Here is an 18,597-nt window from a genome sequence, read left to right on the forward strand (position 1 = left end):
GGTGCCGGCGTGGTGCCGGCACCGGGGGCGGTCCCGTTGTCCGCTCAGCCGTCGAGGGTGCGGATCACCTCCGAGGTGTCCAGCCGGGGCAGACGTGTCGGCCCGGTGTGCGGGCCCGGGTGCCCGAGGTTGAGCAGGAGCAGCACCTCGTGCCGACCGTCGGGGAAGAACGTCCGCTGGACGCCCGCGACGTCGAAACCCGCCATCGGGCCGGCGGCGAGACCCGCCGCGCGGACACCGACGATCAGGTAGCCGATCTGCAAAGTGGCGCTGAATCGGGCCTGCTCGACGCGCGCCGCCCGGTCCGCCAGCCAGTCCCGGGCCTGCGGGCGGTGTGGGTACAGCTCGGGCAGCCGCTCGTGGAAGTCCACGTCGGCGGTGAGGATCGCGGTCAGCGGGGCCCTGGCCGTCTTGGCCCGGTTGCCGCTGGACAGGTACGGCAGCAGCAGGGCCCGGGACTCCGGCGAGCGCAGCAGCAGCACCCGCAGCGGCTGACCGTTGTACGCCGTCGGCCCGTACCGGATCAGGTCGTGGATCGCCGCGATCTGCGCGTCGGTGACCGGCTCGTCGGTGAACGTGTCGGCCGTACGGGCCGCCCGGAACAGCAGGTCCTGGGCGGCCCGGTCCAGCGCGAGCAGGTCGGCCGTGGTGGCTGCGCTCACGCTGGCGCAGCCGTGGTGTAGCCGCCCCGATGGTGCACCAGCGGGGCACCGTCACCGCCGTCGCCGAGCGCCAGCGGCTCGGCGATCACCAGCGTGTGGTCGCCGGCCGGGACCCGGTGCACCACCCGGCAGAGCAGCCGGGCCAGCACCCCGTCGAGCAGCGGCACCCCGAACGGCCCGGACGTCCAGTCCGGGTACGCGGCGAACCGGTCGATGCCGCTGGTCGCGAAGACAGTGGCGGCCTCCCGCTGCCCGGCGCCCAGCAGGTGCACGGCGACGTGCTCGGCGCGGGCGAGCACCGGCCAGCTCGAGGACGCCACCCCGAGGCAGAACGAGACCAGCGGCGGGTCCAGCGACACCGACGTGAACGAGGTCGCTGTGAAGCCCGCCCGGATGGGCGCGCCGATCCCACCCAGGCAGGCGGGGTCGGTGCCGCGGGCGACAGCGGTGACCACCGTGACGCTGCTGGCCTGCCGCCGCAGCAGAGCGCGGAACAGGTCCGGGTTCACCGGTCGCAGCTCGGCGATGTCCGCCGATGGGCGCTCCACGGTGGTCACGCCGGCACCAGGGTCGACGCGGCGTACGCGCTGGCCGGTCGGGGCAGGCCGTAGTGCTCGCGCAGCGTCCGACCGGTGTACTCGGTGCGGAACAGCCCACGGGAGCGCAGGACCGGCACCACGTGGTCGACGAAGTCGGCGAGCCCGCCGGGCAGGTGCGGCGGCATGATGTTGAACCCGTCGGCGGCACCCTGGGTGAACCACAGCTCGATCTGGTCGGCGATCTGCTCCGGCGTACCGGCCACGACCCGGTGACCCCGACCGCCGCCGAGTCGACCGATCAGCTGCCGGATGGTGAGCTGTTCCCGGCGGGCCAGCTCGGTGACGAGTTGGTAGCGGCTCTGGTGGGCCTGCACGGTGCCGGCGGCCGGCAGCTCCGGCAGGGGCCCGTCCAGCGGCAGGCCGGTCAGGTCGATGCCCAGCATCCCGGAGAGCTGGGCGAGGGCGTAGTCGGGGACGATCAGCTCCTCCAGCTCGGCGGCGAGCGCCAGCGCCTCGGCCTCGGTGCCGCCGAGCACCGGCGCGATGCCGGGCAGGACCTTCACCAGGTCCGGGTCCCGACCGGCGGCGGCGACCTGTCGGCGCAGCTCGGCGTAGAAGCTCTGCCCGTCGGCGAGGGTCTGCTGCGCGGTGAAGACCGCCTCGGCGTAGCGGGCGGCGAAGGCGATGCCGTCCGGCGACGAGCCGGCCTGCACCAGCAGCGGTCGGCCCTGCGGCCCCCGGGGGATGTTCAGCGGGCCGCGGACCTGGAACTCCGGCCCGCGGTGCGCCACCTCGTGCACCCGGTCGGTGTCGGCGAACACCCCGGCGCCGGTGTCGAAGACCAGCGCGTCGTCCTCCCAGCTGTCCCAGAGCTTGATCGCCACGTCGACGAACTCGGCGGCCCGCCGGTAACGGTCGGCGTGTTCGGGGTGGCTGTCCCGGTTGAAGTTGACCGCCTCCCGCTCCTGGGCGGAGGTGACGATGTTCCAGCCGGCGCGACCGCCGCTGAGGTGGTCCAGCGAGGCGAACTTGCGGGCCACGTGGAACGGCTCGTTGTAGGTGGTGGAGACCGTCGCGATGAGACCGATGTGTTCGGTCACCGCGGCGAGCGACGCCAGCAGGGTCAGCGGTTCGAAGACGGCCTGGATGTTGTGCCGGGGGTTCGGCCCGACCGAGAGACCGTCGGCGAGGAAGAGCGAGTCGAGGGTGCCGCGTTCGGCGATCCGGGCCAGCTCCTGGAAGTGACGAACGTCGGTGACCCGACGCGGGTCGGTGCGGGGGTGCCGCCAGGCGGCCTCGTGGTGGCCGACGCCCATCAGGAACGCGTTGAGGTGCAGGGTGCGGGTCATTGGTGTCCGTCCTATCCGGCAGAGACGTCGACGCGCCAGGTGGAGAAGCGACGTTCGAGGGCGACGAGGAGCTGGTTGACGACCAGGCCGATGGCGGAGATCGTGATGATCCCGGAGTACATGTCGGCGATCGCGAAGTTGTACTGCGCGTAGTTGATGAGGTAGCCGAGCCCGGCCTTCGCGCCGACCATCTCGGCCGCGACAAGCACCAGGATCGAGTACGCCCCGGCGAGTCGGACGCCGGTGAAGATGGTCGGCACCGCGGCCGGCAGGATCACCTTCTGGAACAGCCGCAGGTGGTTGAGCCCCATCGAGCGGGCCGACCGGATCAGCAGCGGGTCGACGCCCTTCACCCCGGCGATGGTGTTCAGCAGGATCGGCCAGGAGCACGCGTACAGCACCAGGGCGATCTTGGAGGTCTCCCCCAGGCCGAGGATGAGCACGAACACCGGCAGCAGGGCCAGCGCGGCGGTGTTGCGGAACACCTCCAGCAGCGGGCTGAGCAACTCGGCGAGCGGCCGGTACCAGCCGATCAGCAGCCCGAGCGGAATGGCGGTGAGCACCGCCAGGCCGAGCCCGGCCAACGACCGGGTGAGGCTCGCGCCCACGTGCTCGGCGAGCTGCCCGCTGCGCAGCAACTCCCACCAAGCCACCAGCACCTCCGACAGCGGCGGCAGGAAGACCCGGTCCACCAGCCCGAGCCGGGGTGCGCCCTCCCAGATCGCGGCCAGCGCGAGAATCGCGACGCTGCGGTGCAGGGCCTTTCCGCCGACGCCGAGCAGCCGACCGGCAAGGCCACCGGCACCGGGTCCGGCGGCGGCCACCGCGTCCGGCACGGCCGTCGGGGCCGCCAGCCGGGTGGGACGTTCGGCGATGTCAACCAACGCGGGCCTCCTCGGTGTGGGCCGCCGCCGGCGCCGCGCGCCGCGCGTCCGCTCCGGCGACGACGGGAGTACGAGCACCAACTGTTCCGGTGTGGGCGGTGCGGCTGCCGGTGGCGCTCTCGGCTGCCTGGGCGGCCCGCACCTCGTCACGCAGCAGGGTCCAGATCTGGTGGCGGTGGTGGCGGAACGCGTCGGTGGAGCGCACGTCCTCGACCGCGTCCCGGTCGCCGAGGTCGATGTCGATGACCTGTTTGAGCCGCCCGGGCCGGGACGTCAGCACCGCCACCCGCTGACCCAGGTAGACGGCCTCGTCGATGCCGTGGGTGATGAACACGATGGTCTTGCCGGTGCGGGCCCAGATGCGCACCAGCTCGTCCTGCAACGAGTCGCGGGTCTGCGCGTCCAGTGCGGCGAACGGCTCGTCCATCAGCAGCACGTCCGGGTCGTACGCGAGGCTGCGGGCGATGGCCACCCGCTGCTTCATCCCGCCGGACAGCTCGTGCGGGTAGCGGTCGGCGAAGCCGCGCAGGCCCACCAGGTCGAGGTGGTGCTCGATCAGGGCGGCGCGATCGGCGCGGGGCACCCCCTTGGCCTCCAGGCCGAACGCGACGTTGCCGGCGGCGGTGCGCCAGGGCAGCAGCGCGTACTGCTGGAAGACGATGCCCCGGTCCAGGCCGGGACCGGTGACGGGCCGACCGTCGACGAGCACACGTCCCGCGGTCGGCTCGGTGAGCCCGCCGAGCAGGTCGAGCAACGTGGACTTGCCGCAGCCGCTGGGGCCGACGACGACCAGAAACTCGCCGGGGCGTACCCCGAGGGTGACCTCGTCCAGCGCGGTGACCGCGCCGGCGCCACCACGCCGGCTGGCGCGGACCGGGAAGGTCTTGCTCACGCGATCAAAGAGGATCTTGTCGGTGCTCACGCGTTCCCCCCGTCCACGAAGGGGTTGAACCGGTTGGTGTAGATGTCGCCGGGCTTCGGACGGTCGCCCTTGAGGTCGCCCTCGGCGGCGAGCCAGTCGATCCAGGTGGCGAACTCCTGCTCGCCGATCACACCGCCACGGCCGGCGACGCCACTGCTCTTCCAGTACGCGACCAGCGACGGGTCCTCGTTGCGGCCACGCTTGCCGATGATGTCCCGCATCCGGGCGACCACTGTCTCCCGGGGTTGGGTGCGGGCCCACTCGATGGCCTTGCCGACCCCGGTGACGAACGCCTTGACGGTCTCCGGGTTGCGCTTGATGAAGTCGTCGCGGAAGACGTAGGTGCCGCCGCTGAAGGCGCCGAGCAGCTCGTAGTCGGTGAAGATGGTGCGGATGCCGCCACCGGCGACCGCCTTGTCCCGGATCACCCCACCGAGCACGGCGACGTCGATCTGCCGCTGCCGCAGCGACTGCTCGGTGTTGACAGGTGGCAGGGCGACCAGCTCGACCTGCTTGATCTCGGCGGGGGTGAGCCCGCCACGGGCGAGCCAGGTCTTGAGCACGGCCTCGGCGTGCGCGCCGAGAGTGTTCATGCCGACCTTCTTGCCGATCAGGTCACGGGGGCCGCGGACCGGGCTGTCGTCGAGCACGTAGTAGCCCTGGAAGGTTTGCGCGTCCGAGCCGTAGTAGCTGACCACGGCGGTGATCGGGGCGTTGGCGGCGGCGAGCTTGACGATGGCGCCGTTGAACGCGCCGCCGAAGTCGCTCTGCCCGGTGGCCGTGGCCTGGATGTCCTGCGGACCGCCGGTGACGTTGCCGATCCAGTTGAGCTTGACGTCGCCGAGGTAGCCGAGGTCGGCGGCGAGTTCGGGGAGGGTGACCTGGCCGACCGAGCCCTGGTAGCGCAGCGCGCTGGCCTGGGCGCCGTCGACTGCCGCGTCACCGCCGCAGCCGGCGGTGGCGGTGAGCACGACCAGCGCGGCAACGGCGGCGAGGCTACGCAGAATGGCACGACGGGGTGGGGACATGAGGAGTCTCCTGATCTGTCCACTATGGGAGCGGGGACGCCCGGATGAGGGCGTGCGGGCACGCTGCTCCGCGTTGAGCGGGCGGGCGGTGGGAGTGCGGCGCTGGAGCCGAGCCGGATGGACCGGTCAGCTCAACAGAGCGCGCTCGCGTGCCGGACCAGGTCGACGTGCACACGAGCGGTGAGGAGAAGCTCATCCCGCTGCGACATGACCCCATGCTGCCCGGGATCGGAACGAGCGGTCAACGGCCTTCCAGAAGATGAGACTTCTATCGCTGCCGATGTTACGAAGTGCCCCGGCCAGCGTTTACCGTGCCGCAACACCTATCTGTTGGATAGAGATTGCAAGGCCCGCTGGTCGACTGTCCAGGACGGACGGCGAGAGGGTTTCAACAGTCGCCGGTTCGGGAATGTTCGATCTCGACACGGCAGGGAACGGTGACGAGGGGAGACCTCCGATGGGCCTCATGTTTCGCAAGCGCAAGAAGTACGGTCCGATCATCCTGAACTTCACCGAGAACGGCTTCTCCTCGTGGAGCATCAAGATCGGTCGCTGGTCCTGGAACTCCAAGGCGCGTGCGCACCGGGTCGACCTGCCGGGTCCGCTCTCCTGGAAGCAGGACAAGTCCCGGTCGTAATCATCCCGGGAGTCGAGCGGGGTGCCGGTGTTTCAAACCCGGGCCCCGGTGATCCCAACCACCGCACTGACGGAGTCGGACGAACCTCGATCACTACGGTGCGTAGGATTTGCGCCGTGAACCGAATCGTCCGTCCGGTCTCCGGCATCCTGCTGCGCCGCCTCGCGCTCGCCTCGATCATCGCGAACGTGGGCATCGTCGTCACCGGCGGGGCCGTCCGACTGACCGCCTCGGGCCTCGGCTGCCCCACCTGGCCCCGGTGCACAGACGATTCCTACGTCACCACGCCGGAGATGGGCGTGTACGGCGTCATCGAGTTCGGCAACCGGATGCTGACCTTCGCGGTGGGTCTGATCGCGCTGGCCACGGTGCTGGCCGTACTGCTGCACCGGCCCCGCCGACCCGGACTCCTCGCACTGGCCGTGGTGGTCTTCCTGGGCATCCCCGCCCAGGCGGTCCTTGGTGGCATCACCGTGCTGACCAACCTCAACCCGTGGGTGGTCGGGCTGCACTTCCTCGCCTCGATGGCCGTGATCGCCGCCGCGTACGCCCTCTGGCGACGCATCGGCGACCCCGACGGCCCGACCGTGGCCGTGGTGCCCGCACCGCTGCGCGCGCTGGCCCGAGTCACCACCGGCGTCACCGTCGCCGTGCTGGTCGTCGGCACCTGGGTCACCGGCAGCGGCCCGCACGCCGGCGACCACGGCGCCGCCCGCAACGGGCTCGACCCGGAGACGATCTCCCAGGTGCACGCGGACGGGGTCTTCCTGCTGATCGGCCTGTCGGTGGCGCTGATCTTCGCGTTCCGCGCCGTCGGTGCGCAGCAGGCCACCCGCGCCGCGATCATCCTGGTCGCCGTGGAGTTGGGCCAGGGCCTGATCGGCTTCGTGCAGTACTTCACCCACGTGCCGGCGTTCCTGGTCGGCGCACACATGCTCGGCTCCTGCCTGGTACTGCTGGCCGCGCTGTCGGTGCAGTGGTCCACCCGGGAACGCCGCCCGGTCGCGCCGGCCCCCCAGGCCACCCGGACCGACGCCGCCGCCCCGGTACCAGTCACCGCCTGACCGCCCGCGCGCCCCGCGCCCCGCGCCCCGCGCCCCGCGCCCCGCGCCCCGCGCCCCGCGCCCCGCGCCCCGCGCCCCGCGCCCCGCGCCCCGCGCCCCGCGCCCAAGATCCTCACAACATCCCCGATGCTGCTGCCTCCGACACGCCGGAGCCCGCAACATCCCTGATCCTGCGCAGATCTTGACGACAAACGCCGGCCCTTTGGAGATCAGAACCCCGGCCGCGGCGCCCCAGGCCACCAAGATCGCACTCGAATCAGGATGTAGTGGCCACGGAACGCCGGGAAGCCACTAGAACCAGGATGTTGCGCGATCTTGAGATCGAGACGCCCGCACAGGGGCATCCATAGCCGTTCCGGGCAGGCAAGCCGCAGCACCAGCCAGGCCTCCGGCAGCACCAGCCAGGCCTCCGTTGATCCACTCGGGTTCCTTGAAGTCGCGCTTTCCACCTCGGTCGAACCCCGCGTCTTCAAGGAAGCCGAGTGGATCACGGCGCAAGCACGGACAACGGCCCCACGCTTCTCCACGCCCTTGCCGTCGAGCAGCACGCCCAGCAGCCGTCGGCCGCCGGGCCGAGCCGCGCCCGGGCCGGGCCGGGCCACGCCGGGCCGGGCCGGGCCACGCCGGGCCGGGCCGGGCCACGCCGGGCCGGGCCGGGCCGGGCCACGCCGGGCCAGGCCACGCCGGGCCACGCCGGGCCGCGCCGCGCCGCGCCGGGCCGGGCCGGGACCTGCGGGGGTACGGGCGCAGCCGACCGGCCACCGGCCCGCCACAGCGGCCGCGTCTAGAGGGTCTGCACGGTGGCGATGCGTTCCTCAAGCTGCTCGATGGTGGCCTGGGCGCTCGGCGGCCCGCCGCAGAGTCGGCGCAGCTCGGCATGGATCTTGCCGTGCGGCTGGCCGGTGCGGTGGTGTCGGGCGGCCACCAGAGCGTTCAGTTGGCGCCGGAGCGCCACGCGACGCTGGGCGGCGCTCATGGGTGCGGGCGGCGCTGCTGTGGCCGCAGCGGCCGGCTGAGCGGCCCCGTCGGCCGTACGACGGCGTTGGGCGGCGAGCTGTGCGGCCTGGCGCTTGGTGAGCAGCAGCGAAACCTGGTCCGCGGTGAGCAGACCGGGCAGGCCGAGGTATTCCTCCTCCTCGGGGGTGCCTGCCTGGGCCGCGGTGCCGAAAGACGCGCCGTCGAAGATCACCTGGTCCAGCTCGGCGGTGGCCGAGAGCGCCGCGAACCGCTTCTCCAGTTCCCCGCTGGCCTGGTCGTCGCGCTGCGCGCGTTCCAACAGGTCGTCGTCGAAACCGTCGGCTTCCTTGGGTTTACCGAGTACGTGGTCGCGCTCGGTCTCCATCTCGCTGGCCAGCCCGAGCAGGTGCGGCACGCTGGGCAGGAACACCGACGCGGTCTCCCCGGGCCGGCGGGCCCGCACGAACCGGCCGATCGCCTGGGCGAAGTACAGCGGCGTGCTGGCGCTGGTGGCGTAGACCCCGACCGCCAGTCGTGGGATGTCGACCCCCTCGGACACCATCCGCACCGCGACCATCCACCGCTGGTCGGACGCCGCGAACGTCGCGATCCGCGCGGACGCGCCCTGGTCGTCGGAGAGCACCACGGCGGCCTTCTCACCGGTCACCTGCTCGATGAGCTTGGCGTATGAGCGGGCGGTCTGCTGATCGGTGGCGATGATCAGACCGCCGGCGTCGGCCATGCCCGCGTTGCGCAGCACCGTGAGTCGGGCGTCGGCGGCCCGCAGCACCTGCGGCATCCAGTCGCCGGCCGGGTCCAGGGCGGTACGCCACGCCTGGGCCACCAGGTCCTGGGTCATCGGCTCGCCCAGCCGGGCGGCCAGCTCCTCCCCCGCGTTGGTACGCCAGCGGGTCTCCCCGGAGTACGCCAGGAAGAGCACCGGCCGGACCACCCCGTCGCGCAGCGCGTCGGAGTAGCCGTACACCGAGTCGGCGCGGGAGCGCAGCAGCCCGTCCCCGCCCCGCTCGTAGCTGACGAACGGGATCGGGTTGTCGTCGGAGCGGAACGGTGTCCCGGTGAGCATCAGCCGGCGTACGGCGGGTTCGAAGGCGTTCTTCACCCCGTCGCCCCAGGAGCGGGAGTCGCCGGCGTGGTGGATCTCGTCGAGGATGACCAGGGTGCGTCGGGTCATGGTGCGCCGTCGGTGCACCTGCGGGGCCATCCCCACCTGCGCGTAGGTGATCACCGCGCCGTGGAAGTCGACCGAGGAGTGCAGGTCGGCGTTGCGGAAGGCGGCGTCGAGTTGGATGCCCACCCGGGCCGCCGCGTCTGCCCACTGGTTCTTCAGGTGCTCGGTCGGGGCGACCACAGTGACCGCCTCCACGGTGCCGTCACCGAGCAGCTCGGCCGCGATCCGCAGGGCGAAGGTGGTCTTGCCGGCGCCGGGAGTGGCGACCGCGGTGAAGTCCTCGGTACGGCGACGCAGGTATTCCACCATCGCCTTGCGCTGCCAGGCGCGTAGCGCCGGGAACGTCTCGAGCACCGGCGTCCGGGCTGCCACGCGAAGCTCCTCTCCGACCGCACGATGGCGGACCCCGGGCGAGGGCCACGAGGATCCGCCGCCCATGAAAACGCCTCCGCGCAGAAGCTGCCGCGAAGGCCGACTCAGCATAACCAGCACGGGCCGTCGGGCCCAGGCGACGCCACGCTGGTCACAATTCCGCACCCGAGCGAACAGCGGCCCGACCGTCTCACCATTCCCGGTCGGTGCGTGGATCCGCCCCGTCGGCGCGCGGCGGGCGCAGCGTCGCCACCGGCGCGGACCAGCGTCGACGCAGCGCGATCAGGCGCAGCCCGAAGACCAGGACGGCGGCGGCGGTGAGCGGGACGGGCCCGGTCTGCCCGGTGACGTACAGCAGCACCACCAGGATCGAACCGGCCAGCGCGGCCAGCGCGTAGATCTCCCGGCGCAGCACGACCGGGATCTCGGCGGTGAGCAGGTCGCGGCCGAGCCCGCCGCCGATGGCGGTGAGCATGCCGATCAGGCAGGCCCCGACCGCCGGCACCCGGGCGTCGAGCGCCTTGAGCGTGCCGGTGACGGTGAACAGCGCCAGGCCGGCCGCGTCCAGCACCAGCACCGTGGTGCGCAGTCGGGCCAGTTGCGGGTGCAGCCAAAAGACGGCGAGCGCGGTGATCGCGGCAGTGGCCGCGTACCGCCAGTCGGCGAAGGCCAGCGGCGGCACCTCGTCGATGACCAGGTCCCGCAGGATCCCACCGCCGAGGGCGGCGACGAAGCCGACGAACGCGACACCGAACAGGTCCAGTCGCTTGGCCACCGCCGCCGAGGCCCCGGACGCGGCGAACACCGCCACCCCGGTCAGGTCGGCGAAGAGCAGGGCGGTGGAGGTGGTCACCGCCGCAGGCTACGTCGCCGGCCGGAGCACCGGCCGGGGTTCACTCACGGTACGAGTCGTAGATCTCCTTGCACTTGGGGCAGACCGGCGAACCCGGCTTGGCCGCCTTGGTGACCGGGAAGGTCTCGCCGCAGAGAGCGACGACGAAAGTGCCCATGACGGCGCTTTCGGCGATCTTCTCCTTGCGGACGTAATGGAACATCTCGGGACCGGTGTCGGCGTCCTTCAGCTCCGGACGCTCAAGAACCTCTGTGCTCACGTCTACACCTCCGACGGACAAGTTTGGCAGGTCATCACGGCCGGGTCCACTTGAGCCCGGCGGGGGCCCCACCCCGTACGGTGCCCGTGTGACTGACTTTCGCATCAGCTACGGCACCGAGGTGGCCGAAGCCCAGCGCGACGGCCGACCCGTCGTCGCCCTGGAGAGCACCATCGTCTCGCACGGGCTTCCCCGACCGGAGAACCTGCGCGTGGCCAGGGAGATCGAGCGGACGGTTCGGGAGGCCGGGGCCGTTCCGGCGACGATCGGCATGATCGCCGGTGAGCTGGTGGTCGGCCTGGACGACGCACAGCTGACCCGGCTGGCCACGGTCGACGGCGTGACCAAGCTCTCCGTCCGCGACCTCGCGGTCGCCGCCGCGACCGGCGCGGACGGCGCGACCACCGTCGCCGCCACCAGTGCGGTGGCCGCCGCCGCCGGCATCGGCGTGTTCGCCACCGGCGGGCTGGGTGGGGTGCACCGGGAGGCCGCGCACACCTTCGACGAGTCGGCGGACCTGGTCACCCTGGCGCAGACCCCGATCGCTGTGGTCTGCGCCGGGGTCAAGTCGATCCTCGACGTGGGCGCGACGCTGGAGCGACTGGAGACCCTCGGGGTCGCTGTCGTCGGTTACCGCACCCGCCGGTTCCCCGGCTTCTACCTGACCGACGCCGGCTTCGACCTGGACTGGTCGGTGGACTCGCCGGAGCAGGTCGCCGCCGTGCTCGCCGCCCGGGACGAACACGCCGTGCACACCGGCGGTCTGCTCATCGCCAACCCGCTGCCGGTCGACGAACAGCTCGACCCGGAGTTGCACGACCGGACTCTCACCGAGGGCCTGGCCCTGCTGGAGCGGGACGGGATCACCGGAAAGGCCGTCACCCCGTACCTGCTCGCGCACTTCCACTCGGCAACCGAGGGCGCGAGCCTGGCGGTGAACGTACGGATCATCCTGCGCAACGCCGACCTGGCGGCGCGGATCGCGGTCGCCTCGGTGGCCCGCGGCACCGCCGTCCCGGCATGACCCGACCGGCCCGGATGGTCGTCGTCGGCGACGTGATCACCGATGTGGTCGCCGTGTTGTCCGGACCGCTGGCTGCCGGCTCGGACACCGGGGCCACTATCAGTCTCGGCGGCGGCGGTCAGGCGGCCAACACCGCCGCCTGGATCGCCGCGCAGCGGGTGGACGTCACGCTCGTGGGGGCCGTCGGTGACGACGACGCCGGGCGGGACCGGGTGGCCGAGCTGGAACGGGCCGGCGTCGACTGCGCCATCGAGCGGATCGACGGCGCCCCGACCGGCACCGTCATCGTGTTGGCCGCCGACGACGAGCGCACCATGGTCAGCCAGCGGGGCGCGAACCTGCGGTTGAGCGCCGCCCACGTCGAGCAGGCCCTCGCGGCGGTGCCCGACGCTGGGCATCTGCACCTGTCCGCGTACACCCTGTTGGACGCTGAGTCGCGCGGCGCGGGGCTGCGGGCGTTGGCCTCCGCCCGCGAGCGCGGGCTCACCATCAGCGTCGACGCAGCCTCTGCGGCGCCGTTGCGGCGGGTCGGCGCGGCGGTGTTCCTGAGTTGGGTACGCGACATCGACCTGCTCCTGGTCAACGCGGACGAGGCCACGGTGCTGGCCGGCGGCCTGGACCCGGCGGCGCAGGGGCGGGTGCTGTCGGCGACGGCTCGACGGGTGGTGGTGAAGCGCGGTGCGGCCGGCGCGGTCTGGGTGGATCGCACCACGCCGGTCTGCGTGGCTCCGGCCAACCGGGTGGCGGTGGTGGACGTCACGGGCGCGGGCGACGCCTTCGCGGCCGGTCTGCTCACCGCGTGGCTCGCCGGTGCCACTCCGACCGCGGCACTGGGTCGCGCCACCGACCTGGGCGCGCTGGCCGTCTCCACCGCCGGGGCTCGGCCACAGGCGTAGCGCGGCCGGCGCGCGGCCACCGCCCGTCTGCTCGAACCCTGGCCCGTTCGCGGGTCAGGGTTCGGCGTCGATGACCTTGTGTGGGCGCTCCTCGGCGGTGAGGCTCATCGGCGGGGTGTCGTCCTGCTGACGGCGGTGGAACCGGTTGGCCAGCCGGTGCTCTTCCTTCGGCGGCCGGTCGTTGGCCAGCAGCACGGCCAGCCAGGGGATGAGCACCATGCCCAGGGCGCACAACGGCAGCCAGAGCCAGAGCAGTGGGGCGTTCGCACCGACCAGGATCGCGCCGACGATGATGCAGGCCACCCGGATGCCCATCATCAGGACATAGCGGCGCTGACGGCTGTTGAGCTGATCACCCTGGCTGCGCGAGGCGTCGGTGATCAGAATCGGCTGGTACGCCTGACGCTTCACCATGGACCTCCTCGAGGGGGTTACGCCTCATCCTGTCACCGCAGGTCCGTGATCAGCGAACTTCGTCTCATCCCGCCAGGTGTTACGTACGTGGTACGCTCCGCGATGTGGGCAGCAGGTTCAGCTTCACCGACGAGGCGTTGGCCAACCTGAGGGTCTACGACGTCACACCCGGGGAAGTCTGGGAGGCGCTGCACAGCGCCCGACGGGTCATCCGTCATCTGGGTGACGACGTGATGGTGGTCTACGCCGCCGCCCGTCGGGGCCGCAGGCTGGCGGTGCTGCTCGCCGAGGCCGATGGCACCGACAACGACTGGGACATTCTCTCCGCCCGCGAGTTGAGCGACGTCGAGTCCAAGCGCTACGACGAGGCCGTGCGGAGATCTCGGTAGATGAGGAGGCCGTGACGATGCACCGTAACGACGCGACCAAGCAGTTCCACGGCGGCGGCGAACGGATCGCCGAGCTGATCGACGAGAGCCCGGCGGCGGAGCTTCCCACCCCCGACAGCGACGTGCCGATGGTGAGCCGCTCGGTGCGGCTACCACTGGACACCTACGAGCGGGTCCGCGCTGCCGCCGACGCACGGGGCATCGGGGTCACCACGCTGATGCGCCAGTGGATCGAGGCCGGCCTGGCCGACCTGGACGACTCGGCGACCGTCTCGCTGGCCGACGTCCGACGCGCGCTGGCCTCGCTGGCGCACCCCACCGCCGCCTGAGCGGACCAGCCCCACCACGCAGGTTGGTCAGCCGCCGGCGGTCTTCGCCTTGGCCGCCGCCTTCATCTGCTGCTTGAACTCCCGCACCCGACGCAGCGAATCGGCGTCGGTGACGTCGGCCACCGACCGGTAGGCACCCGGATCGCCGTAGTCCCCGGCCGCCTTCCGCCAGTCCTGCGGGGTCACCCCGAACCGCTTGCCGAGCAGCGCCACGAAGATCTGCGCCTTCTGCTTGCCGAAGCCAGGCAGCGCGGAGACCCGGCGCAGCAACTCCGGCCCGTCGGCGACCTCCGCCCAGAGCAGCGCAGCGTCACCGTCGTACCGCTCCACCAGCACCTGGCAGACCTCCTGCACCCGGGCCGCCATGGCCTTCGGAAACCGGTGCAGCGCAGGCGGCTGGGCGAAGAGCGCGACCAGGGCCTCCGGGTCGTACCCGGCCAGCTCCGCCGCGTCCAGCTCATGGCCGAGTCGCTGCGCCAGCACGTACGGCGAGGAGAACGCCTTCTCCATCGGCACCTGTTGGTCGAGAACCATGCCGATGAGCCGAGCCAGTGGGCTGCGCTCCAGCAGCTGGTTCGCTTCGGGGTCGATGGGCAGCACGAGCGTCATGCCGACCATCCTGCCCGGCGCACCGGTCCGGGCGGACACCGACGCTCCGACACCTTCCGGCGGGTGACGCTGATCCGGGACGCGACGGAAGGCAGGATGTCGGGGTGGACGAACACGACATGCTGCTCTCCCCCGCCGGTGTCGACGCGCTGCGCACCGCGCTGACCCGGACCGGTTTCACCAGCCACGGCATCGCCGAGCGGCTGGGCGCGCAGGCGACCGCGGCGGTCGCCCGCAACGACTACCGGGCCGCGCTGCGCGCCACCGAGGACGGCGACCCGCTCGGCACCCTGATCCGGGTGTTCATCTGCGACCAGACCGAGCCGGAGGAAGCGGTGGCCGCCGCGCTGACACCGCTGAGCCTGGCGGAGGCCCTCGCCGGCGGGCTGGTCGAGCGGTACGGCGACGGCCTGCGTGCCGGCGTCGACCTGGAGCCGTACGGCGAGGACTGGTGGGTGCTCGCCGACGTGCCGGCCAGCGCCCGCCCGGGTCGCCCGTTGCACGCCGAGCACGTCCTCGGGATCGGGGGAGCCACCCACACGCTGATCGGCGCGACCGTGCGCCGACCGGTCGGCACCGCGCTGGACCTGGGCACCGGCTCCGGCGTCCAGGCCCTGCACCTGGGCACGCACGCCGACTCGGTGACCGCCACCGACCTCTCCGAGCGGGCGCTGCGCTTCGCCGCGACCACCGCCGCCCTCAACGGTCAGAACTGGGAGCTGCTCCGCGGCGACCTGGTCGCCCCGGTGGCCGGTCGGCGGTTCGACCTGGTGGTGAGCAACCCACCGTTCGTGGTCGGCCCGGGCACCACCACGCACGTGTACCGCGACTCCGGCCGGGTCGGTGACGCGATCGGCGCGGAACTGGCCGCCGCCGCCCCGGGCCTGCTCACCGACGGCGGCACCATGCAGTACCTGGCCAACTGGGTGCACGTCGCCGGCGAGGAGTGGGACGAGCGGGTAGCCGGCTGGTTCGCCGGGACCGGCCTGGACGCCTGGGTGATCCAACGCGAGGTGGCCGACCCGATGGCGTACGTCGACCTGTGGCTCACCGACGCCGCCGAGACCGCCGACCCGCAGCGGATGGCCGCCTGGCTGGACTGGTTCGACGCGCACAAGGTGGAGGGCATCGGTTTCGGCATCGTGTCGCTGCGTCGTGGTGGGCATGCCGACCCGGTGGTCCGGGTGGAGGATCTGCGCCAGCAGGTGCAGCCGCCGCTGGGCGATCAGGTCGCCGCCTGGTTCGACCGCCAGGACTTCCTCCGGGTACGCGACACCGAAGCGTTGCTCGCCGAGCGCTACCGGGCCGCCGAGGGCCTCCAACTGCGACAGGAGGCCACCATGGGCGACGAGGGCTGGGGGGTGGACCGCCAGGTCCTCGCGATGCCGCACGGCCTGCGCTGGACCGAGGAGATCGACCCGCTGGTACTGGCGCTGGTCGGTGGCGCCGACGGCCGGCTGCCGCTGCGTGACCAGCTCGCCCTGCTCGCCGCCGCGCACGACGTCGAGCCCGACGAGATGGCCGAGGCCGCCGGCCCGATCGTGGCGCACCTGGTGGAGCGCGGCTTCATCGAGCCGGTGAACGCCTGATGCGGGCGGTGGTGCAGACCGTCGGGCGGGCCAGCGTGACGGTGGACGGTGAGGTGGTCGGTGCGATCGAGAACGGCCTGCTGGTGCTGCTCGGCGTGACCCACACCGACACCGAGGAGACGGCTCGGACGATGGCCCGCAAGGTGCACGAGGTACGCATCCTGGACGGGGAGCGGTCCGCCGCCGACACCGGCGCGCCGATCCTGGTGGTCAGCCAGTTCACCCTCTACGGCGACGCCCGCAAGGGCCGCCGACCGAGCTGGTCCGCCGCCGCCCCCGCCGAGGTCGCCGAGCCACTGGTGACAGCGGTGGTCGACGCCCTACGCGAACGAGGAGCAAAGGTGGAGACCGGCCGCTTCCGCGCCCACATGGTGGTGAAAAGCACCAACATAGGCCCCCAAACCCTCCTCCTAGACCTCTAACCCCAGCCCACCCCACCCAATCCACCCGCCCCGCCCCGCCCCGCCTCCGTTGATCATGAAGTTGTTGCCCTTCGCCTCGGCGTGTCGGGGCAATAACTTCATGATCAACGCGCAAAAAAGGGGGTGAGGTTAGGAGAAGAGGCCTCGGCGGGTCAGGGACTGGCGGAGCCAGTTGTCGAGTTCGACGGTCCAGTCGGTGCGGTCGGCGGTGGCGTGGTCGACGGTGAACCGACCGAAGGCGTCCCGGCCCTCCGTGAAGACGCCGCCGCGCTTGTCGACCTCCAGCACCACCTGCATCTGCTGGGCGTCGGCGATGAAGGTGACCTCCAACTGGTTGATCGAGCGGGCGTACTGCGGCGCCGGGCTGAACTCGATCTCCTGGTAGAACGGCAACGTCTGGCGTACGCCGTAGATGTGACCGCGCTCCACATCGGCGCGTGCGAACCGGAATCCCAGCCGCAGCAGCGCGTCCAGCAGTCGCTCCTGCGCCGGCAGTGGGTGCACCGACACGGCGTCCAGGTCCCCCTTGTCGACCGCGCGGGCGACCTCCAGCTCGGTACGCAGGCCCATCGTCATCCCGTGCAGGTGCTGCCCGCACAGCTCGGTGACCGGTGTCTCCCACGGCACGTCGAAGCGGAACGGGAGGTCGTAGCGCTGCCCCGGCTCCAGCCGGAACGCGCCGGTGACCTGCTGGCGGTGGAACTCCTGAGTGGTGTCGTAGTCGCTGTCACCGCTCTCCACCTCGACCCGGGTGACCAGGCCGAGGGTGACGTGGTCGATGTCGACCTGGTGGTCGCCGCCCAGCACCTGGATCCGGCCCTCCAACTGGCCGCCCGGGCGGCAGTTCGGGTTGGCCAGCACCGTCTCCACCGACGGACCACCGACGCCCATCGCCTTCATGAGCCGCTTGAAGACCACACCGTCCTCCAACTGTCGTTTCCGGCTGGCCAGAGGTGGCCGGCCGTCCGCAACGTAGCCGGGGCGGGCAACCACACACTTCGACGACACACCGCACCAGCGATCTGACGCGATTCCTGTCGGGTGCCCGATCGCCTCACTCCCGTTTTACGCCCCGCCCGCCAAGCTGTTGTCACACCGGCACCACTGGGCCGGGAACACGGCACCGACGTGGAAACGGGGAGAGACAGAGATGGTCCTGCAGATGACGGAATACCGGACGCGCCCGGCCACCACGACCGACACTGACGGGGCCCCCGAGGCCCTCGTCGACCTGGACGCCACCGACGAGCGCGGCATCTCCACCGACCTGGTCCGGGCCTACCTCAACGGCATCGGCCGGACGAAGCTGCTGACCGCCGCGCAGGAGGTCGACCTGGCCCGGCGCATCGAGGCCGGCCTGTTCGCCGACGAGAAGCTGGCCACCTGCACCCCGGTCTCCGCGGAGCTGCGAGCCGATCTGGAGCTGATCGTCGCCGAGGGTCGGGCGGCCAAGGACCACCTGTTGGAGGCGAACCTGCGGCTGGTGGTCAGCATCGCCAAGCGCTACACGGGCCGTGGCATGGCGTTTCTCGACCTGATCCAGGAGGGCAACCTCGGTCTGATCCGGGCCGTGGAGAAGTTCGACTACGCCAAGGGCTACAAGTTCTCCACGTACGCCACCTGGTGGATCCGGCAGGCCATCACCCGCGCGATGGCCGACCAGGCCCGCACCATCCGCATTCCCGTGCACATGGTCGAGCAGGTCAACCGGATGGTCCGGGCCCGCCGCGAACTGGCGGTGACGCTGGGCCGCGAACCGACTGTCGCCGAGGTGGCCCGCGCGCTGGAGGTCCCCGAGATCCAGGTCATCGAGCTGATCTCCTACGACCGGGAGCCGGTCAGCCTGGACCAGGCCGTCGGCGACGACGGTGAGAGCGCGCTCGGTGACTTCGTGGCCTCGGTGGACCCGCGCACCGAGCCGGGCGACGCCGCCGCCCAGGGCGAGCTGCGCAACGAGGTCAGCATCGTGCTCTCCACCCTGTCCCAGCGGGAACAGGCGGTCATCCGCCTCCGATTCGGCCTGGACGACGGCCGTCAGCGCACCCTGGACGAGGTCGGTCGGGAGTTCGGCCTGTCCCGGGAGCGGATCCGACAGATCGAGAAGGTGACGCTGCTGAAGCTGCGCGCCCCGGAGCGGGCTCAGCGCCTGCGCCGAAGCTGTGGCATTCACATTTTATCCTCGCTTGGACGTGATTCCTTGTGCAGGTGTG

The 18,597-nt window shown here is 71.8% G+C and carries 23 protein-coding genes; 10 read left to right on the forward strand and 13 right to left on the reverse strand.

Annotated features, from left to right (window positions below):
* Positions 1–44: 44 nt before the first annotated feature.
* The 7 genes from AB0B48_RS22730 to AB0B48_RS22760 form a co-directional block, all read right to left on the reverse strand.
* Positions 45–662, reverse strand: a complete 618-nt coding sequence (locus AB0B48_RS22730) for a malonic semialdehyde reductase (protein WP_357204597.1) — start codon at positions 660–662, stop codon at positions 45–47.
* Positions 659–1,219, reverse strand: coding sequence for a flavin reductase family protein (locus tag AB0B48_RS22735; RefSeq protein ID WP_357204599.1), 561 nt, complete (start codon positions 1,217–1,219; stop codon positions 659–661). Before AB0B48_RS22735 ends, AB0B48_RS22730 begins: the two co-directional genes overlap by 4 nt.
* Entirely contained in the window at positions 1,216–2,550 is a 1,335-nt protein-coding gene (locus tag AB0B48_RS22740; RefSeq protein WP_357204601.1) for an LLM class flavin-dependent oxidoreductase, read from the reverse strand. The genes AB0B48_RS22735 and AB0B48_RS22740 overlap by 4 nt, the downstream gene beginning before the upstream one ends.
* An 11-nt stretch (positions 2,551–2,561) precedes the next feature.
* Positions 2,562–3,434, reverse strand: a complete 873-nt coding sequence (locus AB0B48_RS22745; RefSeq protein ID WP_357204603.1) for an ABC transporter permease — start codon at positions 3,432–3,434, stop codon at positions 2,562–2,564.
* Complete coding sequence (locus tag AB0B48_RS22750) at positions 3,427–4,356, reverse strand: ABC transporter ATP-binding protein (RefSeq protein ID WP_357204605.1); 930 nt, start codon at positions 4,354–4,356, stop codon at positions 3,427–3,429. The genes AB0B48_RS22745 and AB0B48_RS22750 overlap by 8 nt, the downstream gene beginning before the upstream one ends.
* The gene (locus AB0B48_RS22755) at positions 4,353–5,384 is read right to left on the reverse strand and encodes an ABC transporter substrate-binding protein (protein WP_357204607.1); all 1,032 of its coding nucleotides are present in this window, start codon (positions 5,382–5,384) and stop codon (positions 4,353–4,355) included. The genes AB0B48_RS22750 and AB0B48_RS22755 overlap by 4 nt, the downstream gene beginning before the upstream one ends.
* A 131-nt stretch (positions 5,385–5,515) precedes the next feature.
* The gene (locus AB0B48_RS22760; protein ID WP_349881247.1) at positions 5,516–5,593 is read right to left on the reverse strand and encodes a putative leader peptide; all 78 of its coding nucleotides are present in this window, start codon (positions 5,591–5,593) and stop codon (positions 5,516–5,518) included.
* Between the two features lie 248 nt (positions 5,594–5,841).
* On the opposite strand from AB0B48_RS22760, the gene AB0B48_RS22765 reads away from it, so the two are divergent.
* The 3 genes from AB0B48_RS22765 (at position 5,842) to AB0B48_RS22775 (ending at position 7,873) form a co-directional block, all read left to right on the forward strand.
* Positions 5,842–6,021 (forward strand): DUF4236 domain-containing protein, encoded by a 180-nt coding sequence (locus AB0B48_RS22765; RefSeq protein WP_030333600.1) that lies wholly within the window; start codon positions 5,842–5,844, stop codon positions 6,019–6,021.
* A 98-nt stretch (positions 6,022–6,119) separates the two neighbouring features.
* Positions 6,120–7,085 (forward strand): COX15/CtaA family protein, encoded by a 966-nt coding sequence (locus AB0B48_RS22770; protein ID WP_357204609.1) that lies wholly within the window; start codon positions 6,120–6,122, stop codon positions 7,083–7,085.
* A gap of 482 nt (positions 7,086–7,567) precedes the next feature.
* A complete protein-coding gene (locus AB0B48_RS22775; protein WP_357204611.1) occupies positions 7,568–7,873 on the forward strand; it encodes a hypothetical protein in 306 nt (101 codons plus the stop codon).
* On the opposite strand, the gene AB0B48_RS22780 is transcribed toward AB0B48_RS22775, so the two are convergent.
* The 3 genes from AB0B48_RS22780 to AB0B48_RS22790 form a co-directional block, all read right to left on the reverse strand.
* Positions 7,870–9,603, reverse strand: coding sequence for a DEAD/DEAH box helicase (locus AB0B48_RS22780; RefSeq protein WP_357204613.1), 1,734 nt, complete (start codon positions 9,601–9,603; stop codon positions 7,870–7,872). The genes AB0B48_RS22775 and AB0B48_RS22780 overlap by 4 nt on opposite strands.
* A gap of 190 nt (positions 9,604–9,793) precedes the next feature.
* Complete coding sequence (locus AB0B48_RS22785; RefSeq protein WP_355009879.1) at positions 9,794–10,456, reverse strand: trimeric intracellular cation channel family protein; 663 nt, start codon at positions 10,454–10,456, stop codon at positions 9,794–9,796.
* 40 nt (positions 10,457–10,496) lie between these two features.
* Positions 10,497–10,715 (reverse strand): DUF3039 domain-containing protein, encoded by a 219-nt coding sequence (locus AB0B48_RS22790; protein WP_007456912.1) that lies wholly within the window; start codon positions 10,713–10,715, stop codon positions 10,497–10,499.
* An 88-nt stretch (positions 10,716–10,803) separates the two neighbouring features.
* On the opposite strand from AB0B48_RS22790, the gene AB0B48_RS22795 reads away from it, so the two are divergent.
* Positions 10,804–11,739 (forward strand): pseudouridine-5'-phosphate glycosidase, encoded by a 936-nt coding sequence (locus AB0B48_RS22795; protein WP_357204615.1) that lies wholly within the window; start codon positions 10,804–10,806, stop codon positions 11,737–11,739.
* Positions 11,736–12,635 carry a PfkB family carbohydrate kinase gene (locus AB0B48_RS22800; protein WP_357204617.1) on the forward strand — a complete coding sequence of 300 codons (900 nt, stop codon included), beginning with the start codon at positions 11,736–11,738 and terminating at the stop codon, positions 12,633–12,635. The genes AB0B48_RS22795 and AB0B48_RS22800 overlap by 4 nt, the downstream gene beginning before the upstream one ends.
* 54 nt (positions 12,636–12,689) lie before the next feature.
* Here the strand turns inward: AB0B48_RS22800 and AB0B48_RS22805 are convergent, their stop codons facing one another.
* Positions 12,690–13,049 (reverse strand): DUF3099 domain-containing protein, encoded by a 360-nt coding sequence (locus tag AB0B48_RS22805; protein ID WP_357204619.1) that lies wholly within the window; start codon positions 13,047–13,049, stop codon positions 12,690–12,692.
* Positions 13,050–13,153: 104 nt separating this feature from the next.
* Here AB0B48_RS22805 and AB0B48_RS22810 point away from each other — a divergent pair, with 104 nt between their 5' ends.
* Positions 13,154–13,438 carry a hypothetical protein gene (locus AB0B48_RS22810; protein WP_030489374.1) on the forward strand — a complete coding sequence of 95 codons (285 nt, stop codon included), beginning with the start codon at positions 13,154–13,156 and terminating at the stop codon, positions 13,436–13,438.
* A 17-nt stretch (positions 13,439–13,455) separates the two neighbouring features.
* Complete coding sequence (locus AB0B48_RS22815) at positions 13,456–13,767, forward strand: hypothetical protein (protein ID WP_124858894.1); 312 nt, start codon at positions 13,456–13,458, stop codon at positions 13,765–13,767.
* 27 nt (positions 13,768–13,794) lie between these two features.
* On the opposite strand, the gene AB0B48_RS22820 is transcribed toward AB0B48_RS22815, so the two are convergent.
* Positions 13,795–14,385 (reverse strand): HhH-GPD-type base excision DNA repair protein, encoded by a 591-nt coding sequence (locus AB0B48_RS22820; protein ID WP_357204627.1) that lies wholly within the window; start codon positions 14,383–14,385, stop codon positions 13,795–13,797.
* A gap of 95 nt (positions 14,386–14,480) precedes the next feature.
* On the opposite strand from AB0B48_RS22820, the gene AB0B48_RS22825 reads away from it, so the two are divergent.
* A complete protein-coding gene (locus tag AB0B48_RS22825; protein ID WP_357204621.1) occupies positions 14,481–15,965 on the forward strand; it encodes a methyltransferase in 1,485 nt (494 codons plus the stop codon).
* Positions 15,965–16,387, forward strand: coding sequence for a D-aminoacyl-tRNA deacylase (dtd, locus tag AB0B48_RS22830; protein WP_357204623.1), 423 nt, complete (start codon positions 15,965–15,967; stop codon positions 16,385–16,387). Before AB0B48_RS22825 ends, dtd begins: the two co-directional genes overlap by 1 nt.
* 129 nt (positions 16,388–16,516) lie before the next feature.
* On the opposite strand, the gene AB0B48_RS22835 is transcribed toward dtd, so the two are convergent.
* Positions 16,517–17,305, reverse strand: a complete 789-nt coding sequence (locus AB0B48_RS22835) for a sporulation protein (protein ID WP_357204628.1) — start codon at positions 17,303–17,305, stop codon at positions 16,517–16,519.
* A gap of 232 nt (positions 17,306–17,537) precedes the next feature.
* Here AB0B48_RS22835 and sigB point away from each other — a divergent pair.
* A partial coding sequence (gene sigB / locus AB0B48_RS22840; protein WP_357204625.1) for an RNA polymerase sigma factor SigB occupies positions 17,538–18,597 on the forward strand: 1,060 nt, incomplete at its 3' end.

Source organism: Micromonospora sp. NPDC049089 (assembly GCF_040648775.1).
In the GTDB taxonomy this organism is placed as follows: Bacteria; Actinomycetota; Actinomycetes; order Mycobacteriales; family Micromonosporaceae; genus Micromonospora.

Bases quoted from the DNA above. Each gene is read 5' to 3' on its own strand.
- AB0B48_RS22805 (WP_357204619.1), bottom strand. From the start codon at position 13,049: ATGGTGAAGCGTCAGGCGTACCAGCCGATTCTGATCACCGACGCCTCG.
- AB0B48_RS22800 (WP_357204617.1), top strand. From the start codon at position 11,736: ATGACCCGACCGGCCCGGATGGTCGTCGTCGGCGACGTGATCACCGAT.
- AB0B48_RS22815 (WP_124858894.1), top strand. From the start codon at position 13,456: ATGCACCGTAACGACGCGACCAAGCAGTTCCACGGCGGCGGCGAACGG.
- AB0B48_RS22740 (WP_357204601.1), bottom strand. From the start codon at position 2,550: ATGACCCGCACCCTGCACCTCAACGCGTTCCTGATGGGCGTCGGCCAC.
- dtd (WP_357204623.1), top strand. From the start codon at position 15,965: ATGCGGGCGGTGGTGCAGACCGTCGGGCGGGCCAGCGTGACGGTGGAC.
- AB0B48_RS22820 (WP_357204627.1), bottom strand. From the start codon at position 14,385: ATGGTCGGCATGACGCTCGTGCTGCCCATCGACCCCGAAGCGAACCAG.
- AB0B48_RS22755 (WP_357204607.1), bottom strand. From the start codon at position 5,384: ATGTCCCCACCCCGTCGTGCCATTCTGCGTAGCCTCGCCGCCGTTGCC.
- AB0B48_RS22760 (WP_349881247.1), bottom strand. From the start codon at position 5,593: ATGTCGCAGCGGGATGAGCTTCTCCTCACCGCTCGTGTGCACGTCGAC.
- AB0B48_RS22765 (WP_030333600.1), top strand. From the start codon at position 5,842: ATGGGCCTCATGTTTCGCAAGCGCAAGAAGTACGGTCCGATCATCCTG.